Source organism: Vibrio rarus (assembly GCF_024347075.1).
Classification (GTDB): domain Bacteria; phylum Pseudomonadota; class Gammaproteobacteria; order Enterobacterales; family Vibrionaceae; genus Vibrio; species Vibrio rarus.
Map to the genome: position 1 here is coordinate 1,898,319 of NZ_AP024900.1, position 18,115 is coordinate 1,916,433.

Sequence of the window (18,115 nt, forward strand, 5' to 3'; positions counted from 1 at the left end):
TTGCAAGGTCATCCTTGCTGGTCAAACCACAATTTTGCTAGTTTAACCGATTTTAATGGCATTTTTGACTTATATCACATCAAAAAGTGCGCAAAATTAAACCATGTACATGCCGCCGTTGACATGCAATGTTTCGCCGGTGATGTAAGCCGCGTCGGGTGAGGCAAGAAACGCCACAGCCGCTGCAATCTCACTAGGGTCACCTAGACGACCCGCTGGCACTGAAGATAGCGTCGCAGCGCGTTGCTCATCATTCAATGCTTTTGTCATATCTGTTTCAATAAAGCCAGGTGCTACAGTATTGACTGTTACGCCGCGAGAAGCAACCTCACGAGCCATAGACTTTGTAAAACCAATTACGCCAGCTTTTGCTGCAGCGTAGTTAGTTTGGCCAGCATTACCCATAGTACCCACAACAGAGCCTACGTTAATGATTCGACCACAACGTTTCTTCATCATGCCACGTAGAACCGCTTTAGACAAACGGAAGATTGACGTTAAGTTAGTGTCCATAATATCAGTCCACTCGTCATCTTTCATACGCATCAGCAGGTTATCTCGTGTAATACCTGCATTATTCACTAAAATATCCAGAGCGCCAAACTCTTTAGTGATTTCTTTTAGTACCGATTCTATTGAGCTAGGATCTGTTACATTTAGTGCCATTCCCTTACCATTTTCGCCCAAGTATTCGCTAATGGCTGCTGCGCCATTATCACTGGTAGCCGTACCAATAACCGTTGCTCCGCGCGCCACTAAGGTTTCTGCGATAGAGCGACCAATGCCACGGCTCGCACCAGTAACTAGTGCTATTTTTCCTTCAAGGTTCATTCTTCGTGTTCTCCGTTAACAATCTTATTTGGCAGCTTCAAGAGACGCAGTATCATTAACGACCGCGGCTGTCAGGCTTTTCACAATACGTTTAGTTAAACCCGTTAACACTTTACCTGGGCCTAATTCATATAGCTTTTCAATGCCTTGCTCATGCATGCTTTGTACACCTTCTGTCCAGCGTACTGGGCAGTAAAGTTGGCGCACTAGTGCATCTTTAATTTTCGCAGGATCGGTTTCCGCAGCGACGTCAACATTATTGATCACAGGTAGTGATGGTGCGTTAAACTCAATGTCTTGCAATGCTTCGGCTAAACGGTCAGCCGCAGGCTTCATTAGTGCACAGTGTGACGGTACAGATACAGGTAAAGGTAATGCGCGTTTCGCACCCGCTTCTTTACACAAAGCACCCGCACGCTCAACCGCCGCTTTACTACCAGCAATCACAACTTGGCCTGGAGAGTTAAAGTTCACAGGAGATACTACTTCACCTTGCGCTGCGTCTTCACACGCTTTTGCAATCGCGTCATCAGCAAGACCGATGATAGCGTACATGGCACCCGTACCCGCAGGCACCGCTTCTTGCATTAGTTGACCGCGCAACTCAACAAGCTTGATCGCTTGTTTAAAGTCAATCACACCTGCGCACACAAGTGCAGAATATTCACCAAGACTATGACCTGCAACCAACTCTGGTGTCGCAAGGCCCTGTTCATTCCATACACGCCAAATGGCAACAGATGCAGCCAATAGTGCAGGTTGAGTACGATGAGTTTGATTAAGATCTTCGGCAGGTCCCTCTTGAGTCAATGCCCATAAGTCATAACCCAGCACCTCTGATGCTTCAGAAAAAGTGTGCTTTACAACATCAAATTGCTCACCAAGTTCAGCCAACATGCCAAGGCTTTGCGAGCCTTGACCTGGAAATACGATTGCAAATTTGCTCATAATTCGTCCTTTAAGCCTTGCTAAATATTGAAAAAGAAGTGCATAAGCACTTCTTTATTACCAAACATAATAAATTAACTGGGCATTTGCCGTGCGGAAAAACCGCTATTTATTACGGTTGGTTACGTTAATCTTTCGCGTTTTAGAATCTGACCAGTGCAGAGCCCCAAGTGAAACCGCCACCAAAAGCTTCTAACAACATCAGTTGTCCGCGTTTTATACGACCATCTCGAACGGCTTCGTCCAGCGCGGTAGGGACCGTTGCTGCAGACGTGTTGCCATGTCGGTCTAGGGTTACCACAACCTGATCCATCGGCATTGACAGTTTCTTAGCCGTTGCCGTGATAATGCGTAGGTTTGCTTGGTGTGGTACCAACCAGTCCAGATCTTCTTTGGCAAGGTTATTGGCTTTAAGAGTATCTGTCACTAAGCGAGAAAGTTGCGTAACGGCCACTTTAAATACTTCGTTACCCGTCATGTGTAGCCATTTGTCTACTTCACCACCACGGACTGGCATTTCAAGGCTCAATAATTCGCCATAACGGCCATCGGCACCAAGATGTGTCGATAAAATGCCTTGCTCTTCACTGGCTCCTAATACCACAGCGCCAGCGCCATCACCGAATAAGATAACGGTTGAACGGTCGATTTCATCCACTGATTTTGATAATGCATCAGCACCAATTACCAGAATGTTTTTACACATTCCTGAACGGATATGCTGGTCTGCGATAGACAGTGCATAAACAAACCCAGTACAAGCGGCAGCAATATCAAATGCCGCACAGCCAGGGATTTCAAGCATTCCTTGAATCTGACAAGCAGAAGAAGGGAAAGCATGACTGCCACTGGTGGTTGCAACGATAATAAGATCGATATCAGTTTTATCGATACCCGCCATTTCAATGGCGTTTTTTGCAGCAATATGACCCATATCGGCCACGGACTCATCCGGGGCGGTAATACGGCGTTCTTTGATACCTGTGCGAGCGACAATCCACTCGTCATCGGTATCTACCATTTTTTCTAGATCTGCATTGGTGCGCACCTGGGAAGGCAAATAGCTGCCTGTGCCTAATATTTTGCTATACATGAAGACTAATTTTGCCTCTCGAGTGAAACGGTTTCCAAACGGTCACTAATACGACTGGGTACCTGACGTTTGACCTCGTGAACTGCCTCTATGATTGCATTGATGATAGCAGTTTTATCCGCACTTCCGTGACTTTTAATGACAATGCCGCGCAATCCTAACAAACTTGCCCCGTTATACTGGTCGGGGTTCAGTTGTTTTAGGTCAGAAAACAGCTCAGAAAAGAGAATTTTTGATATCCAAGCTCTTAGCTTAGAAGATAGCATATGTTGTTTTAGCTTTTCTAGGAATAGGTTTGCCACCCCTTCCGAAGCTTTTAAACATACATTGCCGACAAATCCATCACATACCACTACATCGGCCTCATCATGTAACAATTGATGAGCTTCAATAAATCCAATGTAATTGATTGTTTGCACTTGCTGAAGCAATTCAGAGCATTGCTTCACTAGCTCGTTACCTTTTATCTCTTCAGTACCGACATTGAGGATGGCGACCCTTGGCGTGCGATGTAGGTGTTCTTCGGCTAACGCCGTACCCATCACCGCAAACTGAAATAATGTATTGGCATCAACAGACACATTGGCACCTAAATCCAATAGCCAGACTTTTTGTCCGCTACGGGTCGGCAGTGTCGACACTAAAGCTGGTCGCTCAATATTGGGCAACAGTTTAAGACGATAACGAGATAACCCCATTAACGCCCCAGTATTCCCTCCGCTCACACACGCTTGTGCGGTATGATCTTCAACGAGATCAATAGCTCGGCGCATAGACGTGCCTGCGCTGCGGCGCATAATAGAAGAGGGTTTATCGGTGTCAGCGATGACTTTATCGGTATGTTCGATGTAAATGCGGTCGTTGGGATAAAAACCCAATGAAGAGAGGTGTGGAATGAGAACAGATTCATCACCCACTAAAATAATGTTCAGCTCTGGGAAAATAGACAATGCCTGCACGGCGGCAGGCACTGTAACATGGGGACCGAAATCCCCACCCATTGCATCAAGTGCAACGGTAATCGTTCGCAAAAAGTAACCTTACTTGTTGATTACTTTTTTGCCACGGTAGAAACCTTCAGCAGTCACGTTGTGACGTAGGTGAGTTTCACCTGAAGTTGCGTCTACAGATAGTGCAGCTGTAGTTAGCGCATCGTGTGAACGACGCATGCCACGCATTGAACGTGATTTCTTGCTCTTTTGTACGGCCATTGACCCTACTCCTTTGTCTTTGCTTTTAAGCTTTTTAAAACTTCGAACGGGTTTGGTTTGTCTTCCTCAATTTCTTCAGGAATATCACCAAAAACCAAGTTATGTGTACTTACGCTACATTCAGACTCGTCGTGCATTGCTATTTGAGGCAAATTTAGAAGGAACTCGTCTTCAACTAACTGTATGAGATCGCATTCACCGTACTCGTTCAGATCTACCAAATCGTACTCTTCCGGGGCTTCCTCTTCGGTCTTTTCGCCCTTATTAGGGGTATAGACGAATTGGACTTCACATAAATGTGTGAAGTTCTCATTGCAGCGTTGACACTCTAAATCGACTTCGACGTTAGCTTTACCAGAGATAACGACCAATCGTTGTTCATCTAAGTCAAATGACAATGTGACTTCTGCGTTGCGTTTTACGCCTTCGACCGACTCGGCCAAGCGCTTGAGCAGACTGACTTGGATGATGCCATCATAGTCTAGTCGTTTCTGAGCTGCTTTACTCGGGTCAACCGTTCGCGGTATTTTTACCTTTTGCATAGGGCGCGAATATTATCTCTCTAATTAAATTTAGTCAAAGGAAAACAGAAAAAAGTTACTCAATTTTTGTACGTCGATTATTCTATAGCAATCTGTCCAAACCTGTAGCTGGAAATCATGAACGAATATCACCTTGTTTTAGCGTCGACATCACCCTACCGAGCTGAAATTCTGCGTAAATTATCACTTTCATTTACTCAAGTCAGTCCCAACTTTGACGAAACGGCCCTCGATAATGAAAAGCCGGAACAATTGGTGGCGAGATTAGCGGAAGGCAAAGCTAAAGCCTGCCCTCTTCCTCCCGGTAATCACCTCGTCATTGGATCTGACCAAGTTTGTGTTGTGAATGATCGTATTGTGGGTAAACCGCACACCACACAAGGGGCTATCGAGCAATTAACCGCACAAAGTGGTCAAACCATTACTTTTTATACCGGTCTTGCTTTATATAACAGCAAAGAAAAACGCACCCAAGTGACGGTGGATACGTTTAACGTTCACTTTAAAACCTTATCTGCGGCACAAATTCGTCGTTATGTTGCCATAGAACAACCGTTAAATTGTGCAGGTAGCTTCAAAAGTGAAGGACTCGGTATTGCATTGTTTCGTTCTCTAGAAGGTAAAGATCCAAACACATTGGTGGGTTTACCACTGATCGACCTTATTCAACTTTTAGACAACGAAGGTGTGGCTGTACTAGGTTAGCTTAAACGTAACCCTTCAACCGCACGGGTTAATTTATTTTCCATTGGCGCTGAAATGTCCATCAATTGTTCAGTGCCAGGGTGAGTAAATTTAATATTAGCCGCATGTAAGAACAAACGATTTAAACCCACTTTAGCAGTAAAGGCATCAAAACGACGATCACCATAACGGTCATCCCAAGCAATGGGATGGCCCACATACTGAGTGTGTACCCGAATTTGATGAGTACGCCCAGTAATAGGACTGGCTTGAACTAAGGTGGCGTTATTGAGTTTTTCTAGCACTTTAAAACGTGTTTCCGACAGCTTACCTTTAGGATTCACTCGTACAATGCTGTTCACTTCATTTTTAAGCAAAGGTGCCGTCACTTTTCGGATACTGCTTTTCCACTCGCCCATCACTAAAGCAAAATAATACTTTTGTACGGTTTTTTCACGAAATTGCGCTTGTAAATGACGCAACGCCGAACGTTTTTTGGCAATAAGCAAGATACCTGAAGTATCCCTGTCTATTCGATGCACCAACTCTAAAAACCGCGCCTGTGGTCGCAGTGCACGTAATGCTTCTATTGCTCCAAACTTTAAGCCACTGCCACCATGTACCGCCGTACCCGAGGGTTTATTAAGAATTAACAGATGATCATCTTCATACAAAATACACTCTTCTAGCTCTGACACTTTATTTAGCTTAGTGCTCAGTGCGGGTGTCTCTTCGCTAGCAGGCAGTGTTACAGGTGGAATTCTCACTGTATCGCCCGCTTGAAGTTTGTACTCCGCTTTGATGCGTTTTTTATTCACACGCACTTCCCCTTTACGGATAATGCGATACACCATGCTTTTGGGGATGGCTTTAAGTTGATTGCGCAAAAAGTTATCAATGCGCTGTCCTGCCATGTCGGAATCAATCTCAACAAACTGGACTTGGGTTCTAATTTCAGTCATTTATGTAGTCTACCATTGTAAAGTGTCGTAAAGCACATTTTTCTCCCTTTCTACAAATCACTAAAATCTATCTCCCCTTTCACGCATACTTATTTAAGAACCTGTGCACAACCTGACCCCGTCACAGTTTTGTCATTTTAAGTCACATTTATTAAATTCATAATAATCAACAGTTTAACGGATTTAATTTCCATTTTGTTGGATTTTTTCCTATCCTTTAACTGTTTGTTGATTGCTGTGTATTAGTGACACTGTTATAGTTCTTCAATCAATATGCGCCTTTGGTTATTTTTTACACTTTTCTCAGGTGCAAATTGACAATATATCAAAAGTTGATTGTTCATTTTTCGGTGCTGCGTAAGGCATAAGACATTGATAGTGAACAAACTTGTAGCGCAACTTTTACCTATCGATGCAGAGTTCGACTGCAAACTATTCGCAGATCATGTTTTTCTGAAGAGAAAAATGTGATGACTAAGCGCCCGCGAGCATCCCTTCCAGCCGAGAGGTTGCACCGAAAGACCATGGGATCAGGCGCCATTGATAGGGACTAATGCGACAATCGCAATTAAAATAATCAAAGAAAAACGACGAGATTTCGAATGAAAAGAATGTTAATTAACGCAACTCAAAAAGAAGAGTTGCGTGTCGCCCTCGTTGATGGACAGAAACTGTTTGATTTAGATATCGAAAGTCCTGGACACGAATCAAAGAAGGCGAATATCTACAAAGGACGTATCACTCGCATTGAGCCAAGCTTAGAAGCAGCATTTGTTGACTATGGCGCAGAACGACACGGATTCCTCCCTCTTAAAGAAGTGGCACGAGACTACTTCCCAGCAGGTTACACTTATCAAGGCCGTCCAAGCATCAAAGAAGTGCTTAAAGAAGGTCAAGAAGTAATTGTACAAGTTGAGAAAGAAGAACGTGGCAACAAGGGCGCAGCCCTAACAACCTTTATTTCTCTTGCAGGTAGCTACCTTGTATTGATGCCTAATAACCCTCGTGCTGGCGGTATTTCTCGCCGTATCGAAGGTGACGAGCGCACCCAACTTAAAGCAGCACTAAGCACTTTAGAATTGCCTCAAGGTATGGGCTTAATTGTACGTACTGCGGGTGTAGGCAAAAGCGCTGAAGAACTGGAATGGGATTTAAATGTACTCCTTAACCATTGGAATGCAGTAAAAGAAGCGGCAGACGCTAATCAAGCTCCGTTCCTTATTCACCAAGAAAGTAATGTTATTGTTCGTGCTATTCGTGACTATCTACGTCGCGATATTGGCGAGATCTTAATTGATAGCAATACTATCTTTGAGCGTGCTCAAGCGCACATCCAACTGGTGCGCCCTGACTTTGTTAGTCGTGTTAAAAAATACGATGGTGAAGTGCCACTATTTAGCCACTACCAAATTGAAAGCCAAATTGACTCTGCGTTCCAACGCGAAGTTCGCTTACCTTCTGGTGGCTCTGTTGTTATTGACCCAACAGAAGCATTAACTTCAATTGATATCAACTCTGCTCGCGCAACTAAGGGGAGTGATATTGAAGAAACGGCACTGAACACCAACTTAGAAGCGGCCGATGAAATTGCTCGTCAATTACGTTTGCGTGACTTGGGTGGTTTAGTGGTTATCGATTTCATCGATATGACACCTGTACGTCACCAACGCGAAGTCGAAAATCGCCTCCGTGAAGCGGCACGTTTAGACCGTGCTCGCATACAAATTGGCCGTATTTCTCGCTTTGGCCTGTTAGAAATGTCTCGCCAACGCTTGAGCCCGTCTCTTGCAGAAGCTAGCCATCATATTTGCCCTCGTTGTAGTGGTACCGGTGTGGTTCGTGACAATGAATCATTAGCACTTTCTGTATTACGTCTTATTGAAGAAGAAGCATTGAAGGACAACACAGCGCAAGTACTTGCGGTTGTGCCTGTGCCTATCGCTTCCTACCTACTCAATGAGAAACGTCGTAGCGTGAATCACATTGAACGTAGTCAAGACGTTAAAGTACTTATCGTACCTAACTCTGATATGGAAACCCCTCACTTTGAGGTGGTTCGCGTACGTGAAGGTGAAGAACAAAGCTTGCTGTCTTACTTGTTGCCGAAGAAACTGGACGCAATGAAAGAAGCAGAAGCTCGTGAAGCGGGTGAAGTAGTAGAAGTTGCACCAAAACGCATTGAAGAGCCTGCTCTACAAGGTTTTGCCTCTCCAACGCAATCCCCTGCCCCACAAGCAGCACCTGCAACGCCACCTGTAACCCCTGCACCTGCAGCACCGACAGGTCCAAGTTGGTTCTCTCGCATCATTTCAGCGATTGGCAGTTTCTTTAGCACCGAAGAAGTGAAAGAAGAAAAACCTGCGGTAGAAGAAAGCAAACCAAGACAGCCTCGCCGTGATCGTAACGACAACCGTCGTCGTAACAATCGCGATAACCGTCGTCGCAATAATCGTCCTAACCGCAACACAGCGGAACGTGATGAAAATGCCGAAGCGCCGCGTTCACCATCGACTCAACAGGATGCGCCTCGTAAAGAGAATAAGCGCAAGCCTCGTAAAGAGAGAAAAGCACCAACTAAGGTCGAAGAACAAGGTAAGCAACTTGCCCAGCAAGCTCAAAAAGAGCCGGAAGCAAAAATCGACAAAGACACGACTAAGACCAGCCAAGTTAAACAGCGCCGTCAACGTCGTCAGATGAAGAAACAAGTGCGTGTTAAAGATCAGCAGGCTGAAGCAAACCAACAAACAGCAAACAGTGAAGCAACTGTGGCTGCAAATGTAGCGACACAAGTGAAACCTGCAGCTGAGAAGCCGGCGAAGAAACAACAACCGAAAGGTAACGTTTCTACTGATGACAATGCGCCAGCAGAAAAGTCTGAGAAAAACGAAGGTTCACAACAACGCCGTAATCGTCGCTCTCCACGTCACTTACGTGCCAGTGGTCAACGCCGTCGTCGTGGTCGCGATCGCAGACCTAACCCATTCCGCCTACGTAAAGGTGGTGTTGCCTCTCCTGAGATGGCAATGGGTAAAGTGATGCCTAAATACGACTTGCCTAAGCCTAAGAAAAAAGCGCCTGTTGTTGAAAACAACGCAACTAACATTGTTAGTGGTGTAGCTTGCCCTGAAATGTCGATGGCTAAAGTCATCATCATGAAACCTGTGCAACAAACGCCTGTCGTTGAAACGACACCAGTGGCTATGGTTGAGCCTAAAGTCACTGAGACTAAAGTTGTAGAACAAGCGGTTGTTGAAACGACGGTTGTTGAAAAAGCAGCGGTTGAACAAGTGACTGTTGAAGCTACGCCAGTAAGTCCTGTTGTTGAACAAGCTGAATCTGAAGCACCAATTGTAGAACAAGCCGTTGAACCCGTTGCTGTTGTAGAAACCGTCTCTGCTGTAGAAACGCCAGTGGAAACAACGGTTGAAACTAGCCCTGTTGTTGCCCAGCAAGCAGAAGTGAAAGCTGAACCTGAAGTGACACAACCTGCCGCAACAGTGGTAGAAAGTGCACCTAAGGCGACCATGAGCTTTAAAGGCCATGCACAGTCTACAATGACCAGTGCTCCGGGCCCTCAACAACTACAAGAAATTTCAGTTAAGGCGGCAGCGTTACGTAGTGAACGTTTCCAAGGCCGAAGTGCTGGTAGTCAATCTGCGACCAATCAAGCGGGCGCATCAATGACCAAACCTAACTTCTAATTTGATATTTCAATGAATGGAAAGCCAGCCTCTAGGCTGGCTTTTTTTTATCTACAATTTGCCAATATCTATTCTGATTTCATACTAATCACAGTAAGCAAATGTTCGGAAATAGCGCAGGAAAAATGCTCGAAAATAAGGCAGTATTTTTCCATAAATCGCTATTCTACAATCAAAAATTCTAACGCAGTTATCGGGTATTCTAACCAGCTAGAATGAGCTGTTATTTAGTACGATTGGCATCATCATCTTATTGCACTTAGATCACATTTCCGTTACGATTCACTCACCAAAAGGCAACCAACAGCAAAAAAGTGTAACCCACTATAATATATCGATTATCAGACAATCCTTTAGCTAACCCTTTTGTCTGTGATATTACACTCACCTATTAGATGAAATTTCCCATGTTTGAATCTCCACAATTTTCAGCTCAAAGCATCAAAAATGATGTCTTATCCGGTTTAACCGTTGCACTGGCTTTAGTTCCTGAAGCCGTGGCTTTTGCCTTTGTTGCTGGCGTTGACCCTATGGTGGGTTTATATGCAGCCTTTATTGTTGGCCTCATTACCTCTATTTTTGGCGGTCGCCCGGGCATGATATCCGGTGCCACTGGAGCTATGGCGGTGGTTATGGTCAGCCTAGTGGCTACACATGGTGTGCAATACCTATTTGCTGCCATAATGCTTACCGGTGTTATTCAGGTATTGGCGGGGATATGTAAACTCGGCAAGTTCATCCGTATTGTGCCTCATCCGGTTATGATTGGTTTTGTTAACGGTTTGGCTATTGTTATTTTCTTAGCGCAACTCGGACAGTTCAAAGCCCCTGATATTGCTGGGGTCATGACTTGGTTACCCAATGATCAAATGGCGGTCATGCTTGGCTTAGTGGCATTGACCATGGCGATCATCTACTTTTTGCCTAAGCTCACCACGGCAATACCTTCTTCGTTAGTGGCCATAGTCACCGTTACCCTACTGGTGCAATTGCTGGGTTTAGATACCCGCACTGTAGTAGACTTTTTACGTGCTATGTCAGGGGATGCCAGCGCAACCTTGGCCGGATCGTTACCAAGCTTTGCTATTCCTCATGTGCCTTTCACTTTAGAAACATTAAAAATCATCCTACCCTATGCCATTATTTTAGCGGCTATTGGTTTAATTGAGTCACTACTGACATTAACCGTGCTTGACGAAATGACCAATACTCGTGGCAAAAGTAATCGCGAATGTGTGGGACAAGGTATTGCGAACCTAAGCTGTTCTGTTTTTGGCGCTATGGGCGGTTGCGCCATGATAGGCCAGTCCATGATCAACATTAACTCAGGCGGTCGCGGTCGCCTATCGGGTATCGTGGCCGCTATTGCCCTACTCATGTTTATTTTATTTGCCTCAGCACTTATAGAGATGATCCCTCTGGCCGCATTAGTTGGTGTTATGTTTATGGTGGTGATTGGTACATTTGAATGGGCGACCTTCAAACTTGCACGCCGAGTACCTAAGCAAGATTTCTTCGTTATCGTGTTAGTTACTGTTGTCACAGTATTAACAGACCTTGCCGTTGCAGTGGCCGTTGGTGTCATCGCATCTGCGCTCATGTTTGCTTGGCAACATGCGAAGCATATTTACGCCAGCAGTCAGCTAAATGATGAAGGCTCAAAAGTGTATTCTATTCACGGTCCTGTTTTCTTTGGCTCTGTGGCCAACTTCCTTGAGCTATTTGATGCTCAAAATGACCCTGATGATGTCATTGTCGATTTTGCTGACTCGCGCGTAACGGACCATTCCGCTATTGAAGCCATCGAAACACTGGCCGAACGCTACGCCTCCGTAGGAAAAACTCTTCATCTACGACACTTAAGCCAAGATTGTCGAGCCCTACTGGATAAAGCAGGCAGTTTAGTCGAGATCAACGTTAAGGAAGATCCTAGCTATAAGGTCGCCACTGACGTACTTGCAGGTTAATTCAACCAATAACGACTAACGCCTATCGGAGAGATCCTATAGGCGTTTTTTATATGTGATAGGAAAAGGTCTCTAAACCGAGTCTCTATTGTGAGTTTGGGGGGGAAGATGGCTTAACGTGTGCGGTACTGGAACACTATGAGAGTAAGGCACTTAACCCAATACTTGGCCTTTTAAGAGCTGAGGCTCCGTTTAATGGAGTACTTTAGAAACTGGCTTTTTATCGTACCTGTGAAGATAAAAATTCTGACACGCCTAAAGGGTGCCTCTTTGCGAACATGAAGGAGTTACATTTCAATTTAGGTGAAGCGACAGCAGAACAAATCCGTCGAACTTATGACAATGTCATAAAGGCATTTGAGCTATGGGGCAAAAGCAAGCCAAGCTCAGCAGTACATCCCTCTTATCTGACACTATGTATTGACAGAAGTAGAATGAGTATTCTACTCTATAGGTAGAACAAACATTCTACCTATGGATGATTATGCTTAGAGAACAAATTGCCGCTAGTCTTGAAGAGGCGTTCAGTAAATATGGTTTTGCTGAGCCGAGCGTTGCTCAACTAAAGACAGCGTGTAACGTCAGCCTGCGAACTCTATACAAACACTATCCATCCAAAGAAGCGATGATAGTCGGTGCGCTGGAGTATCGTCATCAAAGATACCTCACTTTTCTGCTTAACGAGTCACCTTCTCGTGGTGTTGAGTCTGTTTTGCATATTTTTAATAAACTTGAACAATGGATGAAGGAATATGCGCCACACGGCTGTCTGTCTATGAACGCTATGTCTGCCTTTCCCGAGAATCCACTTATCAGCAAGGCAGTTAAAGAACACAAAGAAGAAGTTCGCCAGTTCTTAGGCCAGCAAAGCCAGAGAGAAGAGCTTTCTACTGCTCTTTTTTTACTGCATGAAGGCGTATCAAGCGCATGGCCTGTACTGGGTCGAAACGCAGTAACATCAGCCCAAAAGGCGCTATTACAACTTTTAAAGGAAGATTAATGATGACCACTATTCCAAAGACCATGAAGGGCATTCAGCTTATCGGTCATGGTGGCCCAGAAATGCTCCAATACCGTGATGATATTCCAGTACAAACACCAACTTCAAATGAAGTGCTCATCCGCGTCTCTGCCGCTGGTGTTAACAATACCGACATCAACACCAGAACAGCATGGTACTCGAAAGACGATGGCAGTAGCTCGGATGCAAGTTGGTCTGGTAGTGCCATGGTTTTTCCTCGTATTCAAGGAGCAGATGTCTGTGGCACTATAGTTGCCGTGGGTGATAACGTCTGTGCAGAACGTATCGGGGAACGAGTTCTAATCGAACCTTGTCTTAGCGAAGCCAGCGGCCAGCCATTTAACTCACCTAAGTACTATGGCTCCGAATGTGATGGAGGATTTGCGGAATACACAGTGGTCACTGCCAAGCATGCCTATGCGGTGAATAGTCCTCTCTCCGACATTGAATTGGCTTCATTTCCTTGCTCTTATTCAACAGCAGAGAATATGCTTACCCGAGCGAACGTCACGTCACTGGATAGAGTGTTGATATCTGGTGCCTCTGGCGGTGTTGGCTCGGCAGCGATTCAGCTTGCCAAAGCGCGCGGAGCATATGTTATCGCTATTACCAGCCCTAGCAAAAATCAACAACTGCTGGAGCTAGGAGCAGACCAAGTCATATCGCGAGATACTGACTTAGTTGAAGTTCTAGGTGAAAACAGTATTGATGTCGTTATCGACCTAGTCGCAGGGAAGCAGTGGCCTCAGTTTTTACAATTGTTAAGACCAGGCAGCCGATACGCCGTGTCTGGTGCGATTGGCGGAGCTTTGGTTGAGTTGGATGTCAGAACGCTTTATTTAAAAGATTTAAGCTTTTTCGGCTGCACTGTGCTTGAGCCTGAAGTATTCCAAAACTTAGTTAACTGCATCGAGCAACGTAAAATTAAGCCAATCGTTGCGCAAACTTACCCACTGCAAGAGATAAATACGGCTCAAGACGTTTTCTTAAAAAAGAAGCACGTAGGCAAAATTGTCCTAAAAGTATCCGAACAATAACGACGAGTTAACAAAAAACAGTGAGTGCATAAATGGCTTTGTATTGAGTGTTCAGTTCAAGGCCCGCTCTTAACCAATCTCAAGGTTTTTACTCTGGTATGCAATCTAACCAAAAATTTGATACTCGCTTTTTCCTGAAGCCAACCATCGCAGTACCAGCCCCAAGTAGTAATCTCTGGTGATTTGCAATATCAGAAATTATCCGAACTTTGATTTTAGGTTCTGTCTCTAACTCAATTCTTATAGAGATAGTGTTTTTTGTTACTAAAGGAATCTAACAGGAACGATATTGCCAAACTCATTGATGCCCTAACGTGCGTTGCTGCAGCCATGTTGTGCCTAATGTAATTGTAAAATGCTGGTGAACTGATCAGCACATTTATTCAACGTCTCTTTAGGCTGCCCTGCGGCGGCTTGGACAGCAATGCCATTGCTTACCATTGTGATTAAATTAGCGAGTGATGCTTGGTATTCGCTATCTTGGCCAGTAAAGGATGCTTGCACAAATGAAAACGTTATTTGGTATATCCTTTCGCCTTGTATTTTCAAAAACTCTTTCACATCAGATGGAAACAGAGGGTTTTCAGTCTCACTTGTACTTTTAATCAGCAAGCAGCCTTTTGGGGTTTCTAAATTCACGAACAAATCGATTAGAGACTCAAAATAACGTTTAAGCCCTTGCATTCCGGTCGCGTCATTCGGAAACTGAATTCCCTCATAAACAGGCGAAATATAGTGCTCGATATAGTATTCGAGACAGGATTTGTAGAGCTTATCTTTACTCCCGAATGCAGCATAAAGACTCGACGTATTAATGTTCAGTGCCGTTGAGAGCTGCGCAACAGACGTCCCTCCATACCCTCGGCTCCAGAAAACACACATTGCTGTTTTTAGTGCTAATTCTTTATCGAATGCTCTTTTTCTACCCGCGCTCATTTGTGTCTCCTAAAACAACGACTAGCTTAGATAATTGACATTCTGTAGTGATCACTTCAGAATGTCAATTATGGAACGAACACTACAGAATGGGATAACTCGTGAATTCAAACTTCAATCTGAAAAATTTTATTATCGTCATGTTGCTAACCAGCATCTGGATTCATGTCGCTGAGGTGGCAAGAGCGATACTGGTCGCTTTTCCAATGATGAAAGAGTTCTATGCAGGCAAGATCGATATCGGGCCAATGGGAGTAAGTAACGCGCTTATATGGGGTTTATGGGACACCATGATGGCGAGTACATTAGTGTTCATATACTGGCTATGTTCTCAAGTTTTCGGTCAGAATTCGAAATCTATCTTCATATCAGCAACGGTAACAACTTTAGCGACTATAGGTGTGTTTTGGGTTGCTTCAGTTAATTCAGGTTTGGGAACTTGGGACATGGCATTAATCTTGATTCCAATATCTTGGGTAGAGATGTTAATCGCAGCTAAAATAGCTGAACGCTTATTCGCGCGGTATCACTAAAGGCTTATTGAAGAAGTGTAGTGGTTGAATGAACTTGGCCACTACATTAAAGATTTTGCAATACCTCGGCTAATCCGTTCACCGCTAATTTAGCGAAAGCGGTAGCTCATTGATGTCCAAATCCGTGCTGACGGGGTAGATCATCGTAACGCAGAAATGCCCCTTTCCGAGCTACTTCATTTACTCACTCATATCATGGATTTGAATATTTCCCTTATAAAATGTTATCCGAATGCTGATATTTATTGACCTATGTAGCACTATAACAAGTCAAGTGGCTTTTAATGCCTAAGTGCTTGATTAACAAAATTAAACTCAGGTACAGTGATTAGGTTTTGTGATTGTTAATCACGCTAGGTAGAAGTCTAGGTGGCGCTAGATACTGAGAGAAAATGGGAAATTTTATGCAAATCAGGGAAGTAAGAACAAGTGACGCTCAATCAGTTTTAAGTCTCATGTATCAACTAGACCGTGAGTCGAAATTTATGATGTTAGAAGAGGGTGAAAGAAACACCACTCTTGAGCAACAAGTAAAAATCCTAGAGTCATTTGGTGAAAGCAGTTCTAAGACTATGTTCGTGATTTCAGATGGGCAAGAGGTATATGGCTTTGCTGCTGGCATCGGAGATACCGCTAATCGAAATCGTCACTCGATGTATTGCGTCATGGGAACCAAGCAATCAGCTTCAGGGCGTGGCTATGGCAAGCAATTGCTGGAACACTTAGAAGCTTGGGCTTTAACTCATGATTTTACAAGGCTTGAGCTAACAGTCATGTGTCACAATGAAAGAGCATTTAACCTTTATAGCAAACATGGTTTTGAAGTTGAAGGAACCAAGCGGAACTCTTTGAAAGTTGACGGTCAGTATGTTGACGAATTCTATATGTCAAAACTGCTGCGAACCTAACGAGCATTTGAGGTTTCAAGATACTTATTCTAATGCACATAGACTGGGGCAAGGTTGAAAGGCTAGCTCTTTTTTGTCCAATTGCGAGTCACACCCTCAAAAATTTCAACATCAGCAGGGCGTCTTATACGAACTCGTCTTGAGCAACCCATTGATGTGTAAGTTCGGGTACGAGTTACTATATAAAGATATTAGCGATTATTTTTTATCCGCCACCAGCTCTTCGTTTTTTGCCAATTCTTCCATCACTACGGCATCATGGGTGCAAAAAGGTTGCATGTTCACGCTATGCAGGCTTTCATCAGCTTCATCTTCAATACATGTCTCTTTATTTAATTGGATTACGTGATGCCTTAACGCAATAAGAGCAATGAGGCCAAACACAATGTTGCCCACCGCCTGCCCGTACAACACCCCTAGCGCACCAAAATATGCTGCCCCCATATAGACAAATGGGATAGTGCCTATAGTGGCTTTGCCTACATTAAGAGCTGTCGAATAGAGCGGTTTGCCTAGGTTATTGAATGAGGTATTGGCGACAAATTGGCTGCCATTAAATAAAAAGGTGATAGCGACAAAAGTACAAAATGTTTGTACTAACAGATCCGCATCGCCTGTTAAATTAAAACCACTGACAATCGATGTGCGAAGTAGATACAAGATAAGGCTCACTACGACACAATATACGCTCACGACTATTAATGAATTTCGTAACGTTTCTTTCACTCTATCTACACGCCCTGCCCCATAGTTCTGGCCTATGATGGGCCCTACCGCCCCAGATAAAGCAAAAATGGCGGCAAACACCACTGGCGTTAAACGCCCAACAACAGCAAAACCTGCTACAAAGTTTTCCCCAAATTGAGCAATGGCACTGGTGACGATGGCATTTCCTACAGGGGTTGCGATATTGGTAAAAATGGCGGGTAATGCAATGGCAAAGATGGCTCGTTGGCTGGTAAGCCAATGACGCAAACGAAAGCGCCCTACCAGATCATGTTGCTTAATTAATGGGGTCAGTGAAAAGGCTAATACGGTAAATCGTGATAATACCGAAGCGAGCGCAGCACCTTCGACATTCCACATAAAGACAAAAATAAATATCGGGTCTAAAATGGCATTCACACCTCCGCCCCATAGGGTTGCCATCATAGAGCGTTTGGCATCTCCTGCTGCGCGAAGTGCCGCTCCTGCGGCCATACCCAGCGCCACTATGGGCGTACTCGGCAGTAATATATACATATAGTCTTTGGCGTGCTCAAAGGCCGCACCTTTCGCACCAATTAACTGCAATAACTCGGGGATATAATAGGTCATAACAGAGGTAATGACTGCGTTCACCAAAAACGCCGTCACTAGGATATTCATCACCAAATTCTTGGCTTTTTGTGCTCGCTTAGCCCCGAGTTCTTTTGATACTAACGCCCCCATAGCAATGGAAGTGCCTATAGAAATGGAGGTTGAAAAAAAGATCAGCGTTCCTGCAAAGCCCACGGCGGCGGCAAGTTCCACTTGCCCAAGCATACTAATGAACATCATATCCAGCAGATCGACGATAAATAATGACATTAAACCAATAGAACCGGCACCGGACATGGTTAATATGTGTTTCATTGTCGATCCTTCGACAAATTTAGCTTGCTGTGTTGCCACTGCTATTCCTTCTTAGTTTAATACCATTCGTACTAAATAACGGGTCATTCTAGCTTGTTCAAATACTCGATAACTGCGTTAGAATTTT

Annotated in this window: 16 protein-coding genes; 7 read left to right on the plus strand and 9 right to left on the minus strand. The window is 44.3% G+C overall.

From position 1 onward, the window contains the following. Nucleotides 1–96 precede the first annotated feature (96 nt). The 6 genes from fabG to yceD all read right to left on the minus strand — a co-directional run bounded on the left by fabG (nt 97) and on the right by yceD (nt 4,625). Nucleotides 97–831: a 3-oxoacyl-ACP reductase FabG gene (fabG, locus tag OCU56_RS08705; RefSeq protein WP_261872841.1), complete on the minus strand. Its 735-nt coding sequence runs from the start codon at nt 829–831 to the stop codon at nt 97–99. Between the two features lie 24 nt (nt 832–855). Beyond that, nucleotides 856–1,779 (minus strand): ACP S-malonyltransferase, encoded by a 924-nt coding sequence (gene fabD, locus OCU56_RS08710; protein ID WP_261872842.1) that lies wholly within the window; start codon nt 1,777–1,779, stop codon nt 856–858. Nucleotides 1,780–1,921: 142 nt separating this feature from the next. After that, nucleotides 1,922–2,872: a beta-ketoacyl-ACP synthase III gene (locus OCU56_RS08715; RefSeq protein WP_261872843.1), complete on the minus strand. Its 951-nt coding sequence runs from the start codon at nt 2,870–2,872 to the stop codon at nt 1,922–1,924. Nucleotides 2,873–2,877: 5 nt separating this feature from the next. After that, nucleotides 2,878–3,903: a phosphate acyltransferase PlsX gene (gene plsX, locus OCU56_RS08720; RefSeq protein WP_261872844.1), complete on the minus strand. Its 1,026-nt coding sequence runs from the start codon at nt 3,901–3,903 to the stop codon at nt 2,878–2,880. A gap of 9 nt (nt 3,904–3,912) precedes the next feature. Beyond that, nucleotides 3,913–4,083, minus strand: coding sequence for a 50S ribosomal protein L32 (gene rpmF, locus OCU56_RS08725; RefSeq protein WP_004737376.1), 171 nt, complete (start codon nt 4,081–4,083; stop codon nt 3,913–3,915). Nucleotides 4,084–4,088: 5 nt separating this feature from the next. Then, the gene (gene yceD / locus OCU56_RS08730) at nt 4,089–4,625 is read right to left on the minus strand and encodes a 23S rRNA accumulation protein YceD (protein ID WP_261872845.1); all 537 of its coding nucleotides are present in this window, start codon (nt 4,623–4,625) and stop codon (nt 4,089–4,091) included. A gap of 117 nt (nt 4,626–4,742) precedes the next feature. Here yceD and OCU56_RS08735 point away from each other — a divergent pair, with 117 nt between their 5' ends. Then, nucleotides 4,743–5,330, plus strand: a complete 588-nt coding sequence (locus tag OCU56_RS08735) for a Maf family protein (RefSeq protein WP_261872846.1) — start codon at nt 4,743–4,745, stop codon at nt 5,328–5,330. Here OCU56_RS08735 and rluC read toward each other — a convergent pair. After that, nucleotides 5,327–6,271, minus strand: coding sequence for a 23S rRNA pseudouridine(955/2504/2580) synthase RluC (gene rluC / locus OCU56_RS08740; RefSeq protein WP_261872847.1), 945 nt, complete (start codon nt 6,269–6,271; stop codon nt 5,327–5,329). The genes OCU56_RS08735 and rluC overlap by 4 nt on opposite strands. Before the next feature lie 602 nt (nt 6,272–6,873). On the opposite strand from rluC, the gene rne reads away from it, so the two are divergent. The 4 genes from rne (at nt 6,874) to OCU56_RS08760 (ending at nt 13,997) form a co-directional block, all read left to right on the plus strand. Next, entirely contained in the window at nt 6,874–9,972 is a 3,099-nt protein-coding gene (rne, locus tag OCU56_RS08745; protein WP_261872848.1) for a ribonuclease E, read from the plus strand. A 407-nt stretch (nt 9,973–10,379) separates the two neighbouring features. After that, on the plus strand, nt 10,380–11,939 hold the full coding sequence (locus OCU56_RS08750; RefSeq protein ID WP_261872849.1) for a SulP family inorganic anion transporter: 1,560 nt from the start codon (nt 10,380–10,382) through the stop codon (nt 11,937–11,939). Between the two features lie 484 nt (nt 11,940–12,423). Next, nucleotides 12,424–12,939 carry a TetR/AcrR family transcriptional regulator gene (locus OCU56_RS08755; RefSeq protein ID WP_261872850.1) on the plus strand — a complete coding sequence of 172 codons (516 nt, stop codon included), beginning with the start codon at nt 12,424–12,426 and terminating at the stop codon, nt 12,937–12,939. Next, nucleotides 12,939–13,997: an alcohol dehydrogenase family protein gene (locus OCU56_RS08760; protein WP_261872851.1), complete on the plus strand. Its 1,059-nt coding sequence runs from the start codon at nt 12,939–12,941 to the stop codon at nt 13,995–13,997. Before OCU56_RS08755 ends, OCU56_RS08760 begins: the two co-directional genes overlap by 1 nt. A gap of 339 nt (nt 13,998–14,336) precedes the next feature. Here OCU56_RS08760 and OCU56_RS08765 read toward each other — a convergent pair whose 3' ends face one another. Continuing rightward, complete coding sequence (locus OCU56_RS08765; RefSeq protein ID WP_261872852.1) at nt 14,337–14,933, minus strand: TetR/AcrR family transcriptional regulator; 597 nt, start codon at nt 14,931–14,933, stop codon at nt 14,337–14,339. Nucleotides 14,934–15,034: 101 nt separating this feature from the next. On the opposite strand from OCU56_RS08765, the gene OCU56_RS08770 reads away from it, so the two are divergent. Both OCU56_RS08770 and OCU56_RS08775 read left to right on the plus strand, forming a co-directional pair. Next, nucleotides 15,035–15,466, plus strand: a complete 432-nt coding sequence (locus OCU56_RS08770; protein ID WP_261872853.1) for a hypothetical protein — start codon at nt 15,035–15,037, stop codon at nt 15,464–15,466. 404 nt (nt 15,467–15,870) lie between these two features. After that, on the plus strand, nt 15,871–16,374 hold the full coding sequence (locus OCU56_RS08775; protein WP_261872854.1) for a GNAT family N-acetyltransferase: 504 nt from the start codon (nt 15,871–15,873) through the stop codon (nt 16,372–16,374). A gap of 198 nt (nt 16,375–16,572) precedes the next feature. On the opposite strand, the gene OCU56_RS08780 is transcribed toward OCU56_RS08775, so the two are convergent. Further along, nucleotides 16,573–18,027 carry an MATE family efflux transporter gene (locus OCU56_RS08780; RefSeq protein ID WP_261872855.1) on the minus strand — a complete coding sequence of 485 codons (1,455 nt, stop codon included), beginning with the start codon at nt 18,025–18,027 and terminating at the stop codon, nt 16,573–16,575. Nucleotides 18,028–18,115: the final 88 nt, after the last annotated feature.

Excerpts from the sequence above, each read along its gene's own strand:
- fabG (WP_261872841.1), bottom strand. The coding sequence starts at position 831 with ATGAACCTTGAAGGAAAAATAGCACTAGTTACTGGTGCGAGCCGTGGC.
- fabD (WP_261872842.1), bottom strand. The coding sequence starts at position 1,779 with ATGAGCAAATTTGCAATCGTATTTCCAGGTCAAGGCTCGCAAAGCCTT.
- OCU56_RS08715 (WP_261872843.1), bottom strand. The coding sequence starts at position 2,872 with ATGTATAGCAAAATATTAGGCACAGGCAGCTATTTGCCTTCCCAGGTG.
- rpmF (WP_004737376.1), bottom strand. The coding sequence starts at position 4,083 with ATGGCCGTACAAAAGAGCAAGAAATCACGTTCAATGCGTGGCATGCGT.
- yceD (WP_261872845.1), bottom strand. The coding sequence starts at position 4,625 with ATGCAAAAGGTAAAAATACCGCGAACGGTTGACCCGAGTAAAGCAGCT.
- OCU56_RS08735 (WP_261872846.1), top strand. The coding sequence starts at position 4,743 with ATGAACGAATATCACCTTGTTTTAGCGTCGACATCACCCTACCGAGCT.
- rluC (WP_261872847.1), bottom strand. The coding sequence starts at position 6,271 with ATGACTGAAATTAGAACCCAAGTCCAGTTTGTTGAGATTGATTCCGAC.
- rne (WP_261872848.1), top strand. The coding sequence starts at position 6,874 with ATGAAAAGAATGTTAATTAACGCAACTCAAAAAGAAGAGTTGCGTGTC.
- OCU56_RS08750 (WP_261872849.1), top strand. The coding sequence starts at position 10,380 with ATGTTTGAATCTCCACAATTTTCAGCTCAAAGCATCAAAAATGATGTC.
- OCU56_RS08755 (WP_261872850.1), top strand. The coding sequence starts at position 12,424 with ATGCTTAGAGAACAAATTGCCGCTAGTCTTGAAGAGGCGTTCAGTAAA.
- OCU56_RS08760 (WP_261872851.1), top strand. The coding sequence starts at position 12,939 with ATGATGACCACTATTCCAAAGACCATGAAGGGCATTCAGCTTATCGGT.
- OCU56_RS08765 (WP_261872852.1), bottom strand. The coding sequence starts at position 14,933 with ATGAGCGCGGGTAGAAAAAGAGCATTCGATAAAGAATTAGCACTAAAA.
- OCU56_RS08775 (WP_261872854.1), top strand. The coding sequence starts at position 15,871 with ATGCAAATCAGGGAAGTAAGAACAAGTGACGCTCAATCAGTTTTAAGT.